This is a genomic window from Woeseia sp. D3-10, assembly GCF_055809415.1.
The window spans coordinates 3,637,693-3,649,747 of record NZ_JBVVTW010000007.1 but is presented as its reverse complement, the minus strand read 5'-3'; the positions used below and the strand labels follow the sequence as shown (position 1 = coordinate 3,649,747).

Sequence of the window (12,055 nt, the reverse complement as noted above, 5' to 3'; positions counted from 1 at the left end):
ACTGGCCGCTAGATGGCTCGCCGGCCGAAAAATGCGTGTGACAATGTGCCACCGTCCACGTACTCGAGTTCACCGCCGAGCGGCACTCCGTGCGCGATTCGACTCGCCTGAATACCGTGCTGTGCGGCAAGGCCGGCCAGAAAATGCGAGGTCGCATCACCTTCGACCGTAGGATTCGTGGCGATGATCATTTCCTTGGTCTCGTTTTCACCCAGCAGTTTTTCCAATGCGCTGGCGCCGAGTTCCTCAGGACCAATTCCATCCAGGGGCGATAAATGCCCCATCAGCACGAAATAGAGGCCGCGGTAGCCGGTGGCATCCTCAATGGCCATAACGTCTGCCGGCGATTCCACAACGCACAGCAAGCTGCGGTCGCGGCTGCCGGCCGAACATATACTGCAAAGCTCGGTCTCGCTGAACATCCGGCAACGCTGACAATGACCGATACCGGCCGAGGCCTCGCTGAGCGCCGTTGCCAGCAAGTTTGCGCCATCGCGATTACGCTCAAGCAGATGAAAGGCAATTCGCTGGGCCGATTTACGCCCAACGCCCGGCATGCAGCACAGTGCATCGATCAGGCGTACCAATAGCGGGGAATAGGACACAGCGAACTAAAACGGCAATTTCATGCCCGGCGGTAACTGCAGGCCGGACGCCATGCCGGAAAACTTTTCCGCAACCGTCGTTTCTACACGCCGCACGGCGTCATTGAATGCCGCGACGATCAGGTCTTCGAGCATGTCCTTGTCTTCGCCAAGCAGCGAATCATCGATTTTAATGCCCTGCACTTCATGCTTGCAGCTCATGTGAATCTGCACCATGCCGGCACCGGACTCGCCGGTCACCATTTCCTTGCCCATCTCGGCTTGCGCCTTCTGCATGTCTTCCTGCATTTTTTGCGCCTGCTTCATGAGCTGGCCGATACCACCTTTCATTCAATGCTCCTGGTTTGCTGATTTGTCGCGGCTGACAATCTCGACGGAATCCGGGTTCAATGTGGCACCGAACATGTCTTGCAGTGCCTTTACATTGGGGTCGTCTTCCAGTGATTGCCGGGCCGCTTCCAATTGCTCGTCGGCAATCCGCGCATCCGCCTGCACGGGGGTCTCAACCGCGCTATTGCCAATTTCAATTTCTACCCGCAGTTCTTCGCCGAACTGTCGCGTCAATGCATTCGCTATGGTGTCTTTGCGCGACGGCGTCAGCATGGCCTCAGAACGCTTGTCGAGCGACAGGTGCACCGTGCCGCCTTCACGGCGCAAATAGCCGCAATTACTGGCCAGCATACGAGCCGCCCCATTCAGACCGAGCGTCGTTATCAATGCGGACCAATCGGGTTCCTGCCACTGACTGGTAGCCGCCGCCTCTCGTCTGCGAGGTGCTGCGGGCGCCGACGAAGTGCCGACCGCCGGCGCGCTTGCTGTCGAGGCAGTCTTGGCCGGTGCGGGACGTCGGTTGCCACCCGCGGCCGTGGGAGCGGCGGCGCCCGGCCGGAATGCCAACATCCGCAACAAGGTCATTTCTGCACCACTGCGTGGATCGGGTGACAAATGAAGATCACGACGCCCGATAATCGCAATCTGGTAATAGAGCTGTACGTCCTCGGCCGCGATCCTTCCTGCGAAATCGGCGAGCTGTGCCTCGTCCAGTTCATCGTGCAGGTCACTGACGCCGGTCACCTGATAGACGGCAATTCTCTGCAGTGTCCGCGCCAGATCATCCAGCAGGCTGGCGTAATCCGGAAACTGTTCGTCAATCTCGGCAACCGCCTGCAGCAAACCGGCTGCATCGCCATCCGCGAGGAGGGCCAGCAGCCGTGCCACGTGTGCCCGGTCGATCGTTCCCAGCATTGCCGCTACGGACGCGCCTTCAACTGCGCCACCACAATAGGCAATGGCCTGATCCATCAAACTCAAGGCGTCACGCAAGCTGCCGTCGGCGGCGCGCGCAATCAGCGCCTGTGAATCGACGTCGCATTCAATCCCTTCTTCCTTGCAAATGTAATCAAGACGGTCACGGATGAGCTTCGGCGTTAAGCGTTTTAGGTTGAACTGCAAACAGCGGGACAGCACTGTGACCGGCAACTTCTGTGGATCAGTCGTTGCCAGCAGAAATTTAACGTGCGGCGGTGGTTCTTCCAGGGTCTTGAGCAAGGCGTTGAACGAACTCTTCGACAGCATGTGCACTTCGTCAATCAGATACACCTTGAATCGTCCGCGAGCGGGCGCGTACTGCACGTTGTCCAGCAGATCGCGGGTATCGTCTACTTTGGTCTTGGAAGCGGCGTCAACCTCGATCAGGTCAACGAAGCGCCCTTCGTCGATCTCACGGCAGGCGCTGCACTCGCCACAGGGATACGCGGTCAGGCCCTTTTCGCAATTCAGGCACTTGGCAAGAATGCGCGCAATCGTGGTTTTGCCAACTCCACGGGTGCCGGCAAACAGGTACGCGTGATGCAGGCGTTCGGCTTCCAGCGCGTTGGACAGCGCGCGCAGGACATGGGTTTGCCCGACCGTGTCGGTGAAATTCTTCGGTCGCCACTTACGCGCGAGAACCAGATAACTCATACGCCAGCCAGTTAGGTGCCTGATTCGGCAGGATTCAGTGCAGAGCGACCAGTGTAACCATTGGTGCGAGCGTAACAAGCCGCATTTGGCCGTTCGCCGGTCGCTTTAAATGAGTGGTCCGCGCCAGCCGCTCCCCGGCACCCGGCTGCACCGCTGCCGCTGCTCCCTTCCGGGTCTGACGGGGTTCACGGTTGACCGTCGCGAGGTAGCCGACGCGGACCGGGCGGGATTATCACCTTGGACGACGCTCGTTACAATGCGCGCGGCCCGATACCGGCCCAACCTGCCGATACTCGCGTCCCATATCGTTCATCCGCTCAATTTGGCATGGTCTGCGTCGTAACAGGTTGATATCCTCCCTCACCGCGCCGCCTGTCACACGTTGCGCCATACCCCTCAGGAGAGCTCGATGTCCAATTTGCCGGATTTCGCCACCGTCGACCCGTTCAACGGCATGACCGCCAAAGCACCCGGCGTCGTGCAAAACCTGTTGGCAGGCGCATGGAGTAGCGGCTCGGCGATTCGCGACGACATCGTTGACCCAATGAACGGCGCAGCCTTCCTGCAGGTTCCTGATACGAAGGACTACGTCGGGTACATTGACTCGTTGCGACAGTGTCCGAAGACCGGCCTGCACAATCCGCATTCGCGACCGGACCGCTACCTGATGCTCGGCCGTGTCTGCGCGCGGGCTGCAGCCCTGATGGCCGAACCTGACGTGCAGGATTACTTTACCCGGCTCATTCAGCGCGTCATGCCGAAGAGTTGGGGTCAGTGTGAAGGCGAAGTGGTCGTCACCCGGGTATTCCTGGAGAATTTTGCCGGCGATGGGGTGCGTTTTCTGGGTCGCGGCTTCTCCAACCCCGGCGATCACGATGGTCAGGAATCCCGCGGCTATCGCTGGCCATTCGGACCCGTCGCCGTGGTCGCCCCATTCAACTTCCCCCTTGAGATTCCGGCGCTGCAAACGATGGGCGCCTTGTTCATGGGTAACAAGCCAATTGTTAAAGTTGATTCCAAAGTCAGCACCGTGTTCGAACAATTCCTGCGGATGCTGATTCATTGCGGCTTACCCGCAACCGACGTCGACCTCATACATTGTCCTGGCCAGCAAATGGGCAACCTCATACACGATGCCCGCGATGTTCTGCGTCTCGTGCAATTCACTGGTTCAAGCGGCGTTGCAGAACGCCTCGCGCATGACTTGAACGGCCGCGTCCGACTCGAAGATGCCGGCTTCGACTGGAAAGTGATCGGACCGGATTATGACCCCGACTGGCTCGACTACGTTGCGTGGCAATCCGACCAGGACGCTTACAACGCCACCGGCCAGAAATGCTCGGCACAGAGCATTTTGTTTGTGCATGAGAACTGGCGGGCAAACTTGCTGCCGAAACTCGCGGAATTGGCGGCGCGCCGTAGCATCGACGACCTAACCCTTGGCCCTGTGCTGAGCTGGACCAGCGAACGCATGCAAGCGCATGTTGCTGCCGTGTCCGCATTGCCTGGCGCAAAACTCCTGTTCGGTGGCAAAGCCCTGGACGGACACAATGTCCCGGCCTGTTACGGCACCCTGCAAGCCACGGCGGTTGAAGTGCCATTGGCTGCCCTCGCCGGCGACCACTTCGAACTGGCAACTACCGAATTGTTTGGCCCCTTCCAGGTTGTCGTCAGCTACGGCGACGAAGATCTGGCGACGGTACTCGGCATTCTTGAACGTATATCGCATCACCTGACAGCGGCCGTCGTCAGCAACGACGTCGCCTTCCAGAAAACCGTTCTGGGCGCAACAGTAAACGGTACGACCTATTGCGGTATGCGTGCCCGCACGACGGGCGCACCGCAAAATCACTGGTTCGGGCCATGCGGTGATCCGCGCGCGGCCGGCATCGGCACTGCAGAAGCGATACTCGCTACCTGGAGTGGCCACCGAGAAATCATCATGGACCAGGGGCCGTTGCCGGCCGGCTGGACTATTCCTGCTTCAGCCTGAGGTCAAGCACATTCCTACTATCGACAGTAAGTTGCCGGACGTCGGCACCACGATTTTCGCGGTGATGACACAGCTCGCAAATGAACACAACGCCATCAACCTGGCCCAGGGGTTTCCGACCTTTGAACCGGACCCTCGATTGCTGGCGCGAATTAGCTACCATCTGCAAAACGGCGCAAATCAGTACGCACCGATGGCGGGCGTGGATGAATTGCGTGAGTCTATTGCGGAAAAAGTACAGCGCTTGTACGGTCGCACGGTTGACAGTGACCATGAGGTCACCGTCAGCGACGGCGCAACCGAAGGCTTGTTCAGCACAATCCTTGCTGTTGTGAGACCGGGTGACGAGGTCATTATTTTTGACCCCGCGTTCGACTCCTATGCACCGGCAGTCACTCTGGCTGGCGGTATTGCGCGCCACTTGCCTTTGCAGGACAGCCCGACGCGGCCCGGTCAGCACATCGATTATGACCAGTTAAAGGATACGATCAACGAACGTACCCGGCTGATCATCATTAACTTTCCGCACAACCCCAGCGGTTCGATTCTCAGTCGCAATGATCTGGATACGTTGGCGGAGATAGTGCGGGATACGTCGATTTTCCTGTTATCCGACGAGGTCTATGAGCACATAGTGTTTGACGGCGAGCAACACTGCAGCGTCCTCACCCACGATGAATTGTGGGAACGAAGCTTTGTCGTTACATCGTTCGGCAAGACCTATCACGCGACTGGCTGGAAAATTGGCTATTGCGTCGCACCCGCGGCGCTATCCGTCGAATTTCGGCGCATCCACCAGTTTGCCTGTTACGCCGTAGTAACGCCGATCCAGCACGCCCTGGCAGACTTTATGCGCGAAGCACCGAATCACTACGCGGAGCTGTCCAATTTCTACCAACAGAAGCGCGATCACTTTTGTGACTTGATTAAGGATTCTCGGTTCAAACACAAACCCGCGGCCGGGACGTTTTTCCAGACGCTGGATTACTCCGAAATCTCCAACGAAAATGATCTCAGTTACGCACAGAGATTGACCCGCGAAATAGGCGTTGCTGCCATCCCGATTTCCGTATTCTGCAAGGAAGAACCTGCAAGTCGCGTGTTGCGGTTCTGTTTCGCAAAAGACGATGCCATGTTAGAGGAAGCCGCCGAGCGCCTATGTCGACTTTGAACGTAGCCATAATTCAAGCCGAGCTGGACTGGCACAACGCACAATCCAATCGCGATCGATTCAGTGCACGCATCGATGCTCTCGATACTGCTTGTGACCTGATCGTTCTCCCGGAAATGTTCACTACCGGCTTCTCCATGGATGCACCGGGGCAAGCAGAAACGATGGACGGACCGTCACTGCAGTGGCTCGCGGATCAGGCGAAGAAAGCGGATGCGGCAATTTGCGGGAGCCTTATCGTTAAGGACGATGGCCAATACTACAATCGATTAATTTTCATGCAGGCTGATGGATCGTTTGCGCACTACGACAAACGTCACCTGTTTCACCTTGCCGGTGAAGGCGAGCACTTCAAGGCGGGCTCCGCGCTGCCCACCTTCATGCTGAACGACTGGCGCATTCGACCAATGGTCTGTTACGACCTGCGTTTCCCGCTGTGGAGCCGACGACGCCAGGACGATGACTTCGACCTGTTGCTCTATGTCGCCAACTGGCCAAAGCCGCGTCATCACGCATGGGAAACCCTGTTGCGTGCGCGAGCCATTGAAAACCAGTGTTATGTTGCCGGCGTGAATCGCATTGGCACTGACGACAACGGCCTGCCTTATGCCGGTGGCAGCACCATTATTGATTACCTCGGCCAGAACATCGTCGATCTGGGCGACAAAGCTGAGTCAGCATACGCTGCGCTGGACAGCGCGGGATTGGCAAGGTTTCGCGAGAAGTTTCCGTTCGCCGCCGACGCTGATCAGTTCACTTTACTCCGCTAAGCCGGTTCGCTGCCGCAGCGCAACCTGGTGACGGCGAATTAGCCCGCTGCGAACGCCGGGTTTCGCAGGACCTCGAGAAAATGAGCGCCGTAGCGGTCAAGCTTGGTCTGGCCTACGCCGCTGATCTCAAGCAGATCCGCCTCATTTTGCGGGCGATCGATCAGCATTTGCTGCAGCGTCTTGTCATGAAATATGACGTACGGCGGCACGTCGTGTTCACTGGCCAGCTGCTGCCGGCAGCTGCGCAGCGCGGCCCACATGCCGGCATGCTGTGGCGCGATCGCTGCAGCAGCCGTAGCTGAGGTTCGAACGGTTGCAGGACGTTTCGGGTCTTCCCGGAACTGTACCGCCACTTCGCCGCGCAACAAGCTGCGACTTTGTTCAGTAAGCACCAGCGCACTGAAACGCTCTGCGTCGGAGCGCAAATAGCCCCGTACAATCAGCTGACGTATGACCGATCGCCATACCGTCGCATCCAGCTCGCTGCCTATACCGAACACACTGAGTTCCGTATGTCCGTGCTGGCGCACTTTATCCGTGGATTTGCCAGCCAGCACATCAATCACGTGCGCCGCACCGAATCGCTGCCCGGTCCGATAAACAGCCGACAACAACTTCTGCGCAGCCTCGGTACCTTCCCAGGTTCGCACGGGTGTCAGACATCCATCACAGTTCCCGCAATCGGTTTTGGGTTGGTCGCCAAAATATTCAAGCAACGGGGTCCGACGGCAGCCGGTCACTTCGCACCAACCCAGCAGTGCGTCGAGTTTCTGCCGTTCGTGACGTTTGAATTCTTCGTTGGCGTCGGAGTCGTCCAACATCTGCCGCAGACGCACGACGTCCTGCAATCCGTACACCATCCATGCATCCGCCGGTTCGCCGTCCCGTCCCGCGCGCCCGGTTTCCTGATAATACGATTCCATGCTTTTGGGCAGATCCAGATGGGCTACAAATCGCACGTCCGGTTTATCAATCCCCATGCCAAAGGCGATCGTCGCGACAATAATAACCGCGTCCTCGTTCAGGAACCGGCGCTGATGCTCAGTGCGCACGTGGCTCGCAAGTCCCGCATGGTAAGGCAACGCGTTGTAACCCTGAGCAAACAGCCAGTCTGCCGTGCTTTCGGTTTTCTTTCGGGACAGGCAATAAACAATACCGGCTTCCTTGCGATGCCCCTGCAGGAACTTCAATAGCTGCCGTTTCGCATCCGTCTTCGGTTGCACGAGGTAGGAGATATTCGGTCTGTCAAAAGGGCTGACGAAGATACCAGGCTCGTCGAGCGCGAGTCGTTCGACAATCTCGGTGCGTGTGAGTCGCGTAGCGGTAGCTGTCAATGCCATGCGCGGTACGCCGGGAAACAGTGTTTTCAACTCGCCGAGTTGCAAATACTCCTGCCGAAAATCGTGCCCCCATTGCGATACGCAGTGGGCTTCGTCGATCGCAATCACTGACAATGGCACTTCACGTAACAATGCCCGGGTGCTGCCATGAGCAAGCCGTTCGGGTGCAACGTAAAGCAACTGAAGTTTGCCCTCGCGCAGTTGCCGGACAACTTCCCGTTGTTCTTCATCTGTCTGGCTGGAATTCAGAAATCCGGCCTCGACGCCGGCTTCGTGCAACGCCGCCACCTGATCCTGCATCAGGGCAATCAATGGCGACACAACGAGACCCGCCCCTTCGCGCAGCAAAGCCGGAATCTGGTAGCAAAGCGACTTGCCTCCGCCTGTCGGCATGATGACCAGCGCATCCTGCCCTGCGATGACCGACTCGATAACCGCTTCCTGCTCACCGCGAAAAGCGTCATAGCCGAATACACGGCGCAATGTTTGCTGTGCTGCAGTGCTCATTGGTTTTGCAATTGCTCCAGTTCGTCGCACACTCGCAGCCAGTTCAGCTCCGTGTCATCCAGCTCGTGAGAAACGCGCGCTTGATCGGCCAGCAAGCTGTCGAGCGTCGCCTTGTTCTCGCGCTCATACAGCGTCGAATCAGAGAGCGCCTTTTCGATGCGCTCTTTCTGCACCTGCAAGTCTTCAAGCAGCCGTTCGTACTTCTGCATACGGTTTCTGAGCGGAGACAGCAACTGTCGTTTCTCGGCATCCCGTTGCTTTTGCGCCTTGCGTTCTGCAGCCGATTGCTGGGCACTGTTATTGCCCGCCTTGCTGCTGCCCTCGCGTTGTTGCTGTGCCAGCCACTCCGGGTAGTCGTCGAGGCTGCCGTCAAAGTCCTCAACGCGACCACCGTGAACCAGCAACAAAGTATCGGTCACAACCCGCAACAAATGCCGGTCATGCGAAACGATGACCATCGCGCCATCGAAATCCTGCAACGCCGTAGCAAGGGCCTGGCGCATTTCGAGGTCCAGGTGGTTGGTGGGTTCGTCGAGCAACAACAAGTTGGGCCGTTGATACGCCAGCAATGCCAACGCCAACCGTGATTTCTCGCCGCCGGAAAACGGCGCCGTGTTCATAAATACAGTGTCTCCGGCAAAGCCAAAGCCGCCGAGCCAGTTTCTCAGCTCTGACTCCCGCGCTTTTGGATTCAGTAACTGCAGGTGCTCCAGTGGCGAACTGTCCGGGCGGAGCTGCTCTATCTGGTGCTGCGCGAAATAACCGATCTTAAGATCGCGTGCCGCCACCGCCTCGCCACCCTGCGCTTCAATCATTCCTGCCATGAGTTTGATCAGGGTTGATTTACCCGCGCCGTTTTTGCCCAGCAAACCCACCCGATCACCGGGACGCAGCGTCAGCCGCACGCCCTGCAGCACGTTGGTCACGCCGTAGCCCGCCGCAACCTGCTCCAGGGTCAGCAGCGGTTTCGGGTTTTTCTCAGGGGGCAACAGTTTGAAATGAAATGGCGAGTCGACGTGCGCTGCGGCGATCATGTCCATCCGCTCCAGCGCTTTGAGCCGACTCTGTGCTTGCCGTGCCTTGGAGGCCTTCGCCCGAAACCGATCTACGAACGACCGCATGTGCGCAATCTCGCGTTGTTGTTTCTCGTACTGCGATTGCTGCAATGCAAGCCGCTCGGCTCGCACGCGTTCGAATGCGGTGTAGTTGCCTTTGTACAGCAGCGCATTGCTGTGCTCGATGTGCACGACATGCGCCACGACGCTGTCCAGAAAATCCCGGTCATGCGAAATCAGCAACAATGTGCCCGGGTATTCCCGTAGCCAGCCCTCGAGCCAGATTACGGCATCGAGATCCAGGTGGTTGGTGGGCTCATCAAGCAACAACAACGACGAACGGCACATCAGGGCACGCGCCAGGTTCAGGCGGACTCGCCAGCCGCCGGAGAACTCGTTCACCGCGCGCAGTTCTTCGCCAATGCCGAAACCGAGGCCGTGCAGCAGGCGACCGGCACGGGCGCGCGCCGAGTAGCCGTCGATGTTTTCGAGGCGTCCGTGCAGCAGGGCCAGTTTCTCACCGTCTTTCTCGCCATCAGTCGCCGCGATGAGGCGCTCAACTTCGCGCAGCTCGGCATCGCCATCGAGTACGTATTCAATTGCGGGACGGAGATCGTGCGGCGTTTGCTGGGCGACGTGCGCGATCACCCAGTCTGACGGCACAGACACGCTGCCACCATCAGGACCAAATTCACCGAGTATTAAAGAAAACAGGCTCGACTTGCCGCTGCCGTTAGCGCCGGTCAGACCGACTTTGTGGCCCGGGTGAATTTGTAACGTGGTGTCCTCGAGCAAGAGGCGCACACCGCGCCGTAATGCGAGATGAGTGAACTGCAGCATGGCGGCGATTGTAGCGGTTCTGCGCTCCAGCGCTAGCCGCAATCGGAATCAGAGAGATCCGCTGGTAAACGTATCGCAGGCGTCCGGGTTGCCGGTATCGAATCCGGTCTTGAACCAGCGTTTGCGTTGCGCAGAACTGCCGTGCGTGAAACTGTCCGGCGCAACAGTGCCACGCGATTGACGTTGCAGTCGGTCATCGCCTATCGCCGTCGCCGCATTCAGCGCTTCATCCAAGTCACCTTCTTCCAGGATGCCGAACATCTGCTCCGCCCGATTGGCCCATACTCCCGAGAAACAGTCCGCCTGCAGTTCTAGGCGCACGGACAGCTGATTGACCTCGGCCTGATTGCGTCCCTGTTGTTGCAGCTCGCGGACCTTCCCCGAGACACCCAGCAGGTTCTGAACGTGATGCGCGACTTCATGAGCCAATACGTATGCTTGGGCGAAATCGCCCGGCGCACCGAAACGATTCTGCAGATCCTCGAAAAAGCTCAGATCAATGTAGGCCTTACGGTCGGCCGGGCAGTAAAACGGACCCATCGCCGCTTGCCCCAGTCCGCAGGCAGAACGAGTGGAGCCTGTAAACAGCACGAGCGTTGGTGGTTCGTAGGTTTGTCCGCCACTCTGGAATATCTGGCTCCAGACTTCTTCTGTGTCGGCAAGGACGACAGCAACCCGATTGGAGGTCGGGTCGTTTTTCAGTTCTTCCGGCAACGGCTGCGAAGACTGGGTTGAGCTATTGACCACATCCAGCCCCTGCATAAGCAAGCTCGGGTCGATACCCGTGTACGCGGCGAACAGGATGACCACGATCGTACCGATGCCGCCACCCAGAAGTTTGCCGCCAGTGCTCGCGCCGCGGCGATCTTCTATGTTCGAACTGCGTCTGCGGCCTTTCCAGCGCATGGCTGCCTCCGGGGGAATCTGTTTCAGGTCTGTGGCCGATAAGTATCACCGGACAGGGGATAAAATGTCGTGAACAATCGTTACAGCGATCAACTGGCTGACGATAAACGCTTCGAGCCATACATCGGCACGAGGATCAGAGGTCCTGCCAAACCGTACTGCGAGCGGCACTTGAGCCGAAGCAAAAAAAAACGCCCCGCAATGCGGGGCGTTTGATCTTCCTGCCTGAATCCTGAGGCTCAGCTCTTGCGGCGTCGTGAGAAGCCCATACCGGCCAATCCCAGACCCAACAAGGCCAGCGTGCCCGGCTCAGGAACACTGGCAATTGTTATGCTGGTGCGTACCCAGGCGCTGTTGTGCATTTCGATATTGTGGTTGTACGGCGTCCAGATCCATTCGGCGTCACCGCTGATACCAGCTACCGGGCCGCCATTCACAGAATTCCAGATGTTGTTCCCGCCATTGGCACCGTAGGAGGTCGCCGCTTCCCAGGAACTGCGATTGTCCGTGCTGATTTCCCACAATACGGATGACGAATTACTGCTGCCGTCCCAGAGGATTTCTGCCAGCAAAGCCGCCGGGTTGTTCGAGCTGCCGCTTCCCGTGTTATTGACCAGCCACGCGAACCAGTGCGTACCAACGCCGAGATCAACCGTGACGCTGTCAGCCGCTCGCCAATTGCCGGTATTCGGCGTAGCGCCCAGCGCGGACCAGCCAGTGCCGGTGGAGCAAGCGGAGTTCGAGCACAGGCCGCCATCGCCGGTAACGTTGTCGGCGGTAAAGCTAATCTCAACCGGTATTGCCTGCGCGGTCGCCGCGCCGAATACCAGCGATGAAATTGCGAGTGTTTTGAAAATGCCTTTCATTGGATCATCCCTGCTTTCTTTGAGTGTTACCAGGTACAAA

General features: G+C 58.3%; 10 protein-coding genes and 1 other RNA gene. 3 read left to right on the top strand and 8 right to left on the bottom strand.

The window, feature by feature from the left end:
* Positions 1-8 precede the first annotated feature (8 nt).
* The 4 genes from recR to ffs all read right to left on the bottom strand — a co-directional run bounded on the left by recR (position 9) and on the right by ffs (position 2,782).
* Positions 9-605, bottom strand: coding sequence for a recombination mediator RecR (gene recR, locus AC0L8N_RS16685; RefSeq protein ID WP_473669217.1), 597 nt, complete (start codon positions 603-605; stop codon positions 9-11).
* A 6-nt stretch (positions 606-611) separates the two neighbouring features.
* A complete protein-coding gene (locus AC0L8N_RS16680) occupies positions 612-935 on the bottom strand; it encodes a YbaB/EbfC family nucleoid-associated protein (RefSeq protein WP_473669215.1) in 324 nt (107 codons plus the stop codon).
* The gene (gene dnaX, locus AC0L8N_RS16675) at positions 936-2,567 is read right to left on the bottom strand and encodes a DNA polymerase III subunit gamma/tau (protein ID WP_473669213.1); all 1,632 of its coding nucleotides are present in this window, start codon (positions 2,565-2,567) and stop codon (positions 936-938) included.
* A gap of 118 nt (positions 2,568-2,685) precedes the next feature.
* Positions 2,686-2,782, bottom strand: an RNA gene (gene ffs, locus AC0L8N_RS16670) — signal recognition particle sRNA small type.
* A 194-nt stretch (positions 2,783-2,976) separates the two neighbouring features.
* Between ffs and AC0L8N_RS16665 the strand changes: the two genes are divergently transcribed.
* From AC0L8N_RS16665 to AC0L8N_RS16655, 3 genes are all read left to right on the top strand, one after another.
* Positions 2,977-4,560, top strand: coding sequence for an aldehyde dehydrogenase family protein (locus AC0L8N_RS16665; RefSeq protein ID WP_473669211.1), 1,584 nt, complete (start codon positions 2,977-2,979; stop codon positions 4,558-4,560).
* Positions 4,561-4,624: 64 nt separating this feature from the next.
* The gene (locus AC0L8N_RS16660; RefSeq protein WP_473669209.1) at positions 4,625-5,731 is read left to right on the top strand and encodes a methionine aminotransferase; all 1,107 of its coding nucleotides are present in this window, start codon (positions 4,625-4,627) and stop codon (positions 5,729-5,731) included.
* Positions 5,719-6,501, top strand: a complete 783-nt coding sequence (locus AC0L8N_RS16655) for an amidohydrolase (protein ID WP_473669207.1) — start codon at positions 5,719-5,721, stop codon at positions 6,499-6,501. Before AC0L8N_RS16660 ends, AC0L8N_RS16655 begins: the two co-directional genes overlap by 13 nt.
* A gap of 38 nt (positions 6,502-6,539) precedes the next feature.
* Here the strand turns inward: AC0L8N_RS16655 and recQ are convergent, their stop codons facing one another.
* The 4 genes from recQ to AC0L8N_RS16635 all read right to left on the bottom strand — a co-directional run bounded on the left by recQ (position 6,540) and on the right by AC0L8N_RS16635 (position 12,015).
* The gene (recQ, locus tag AC0L8N_RS16650; protein ID WP_473669205.1) at positions 6,540-8,348 is read right to left on the bottom strand and encodes a DNA helicase RecQ; all 1,809 of its coding nucleotides are present in this window, start codon (positions 8,346-8,348) and stop codon (positions 6,540-6,542) included.
* Entirely contained in the window at positions 8,345-10,243 is a 1,899-nt protein-coding gene (locus AC0L8N_RS16645) for an ATP-binding cassette domain-containing protein (protein ID WP_473669203.1), read from the bottom strand. Before AC0L8N_RS16645 ends, recQ begins: the two co-directional genes overlap by 4 nt.
* A gap of 48 nt (positions 10,244-10,291) precedes the next feature.
* The gene (gene ypfJ, locus AC0L8N_RS16640) at positions 10,292-11,149 is read right to left on the bottom strand and encodes a KPN_02809 family neutral zinc metallopeptidase (protein WP_473669201.1); all 858 of its coding nucleotides are present in this window, start codon (positions 11,147-11,149) and stop codon (positions 10,292-10,294) included.
* Positions 11,150-11,388: 239 nt separating this feature from the next.
* Positions 11,389-12,015, bottom strand: a complete 627-nt coding sequence (locus AC0L8N_RS16635) for a PEP-CTERM sorting domain-containing protein (RefSeq protein WP_473669199.1) — start codon at positions 12,013-12,015, stop codon at positions 11,389-11,391.
* Positions 12,016-12,055 lie beyond the last annotated feature (40 nt).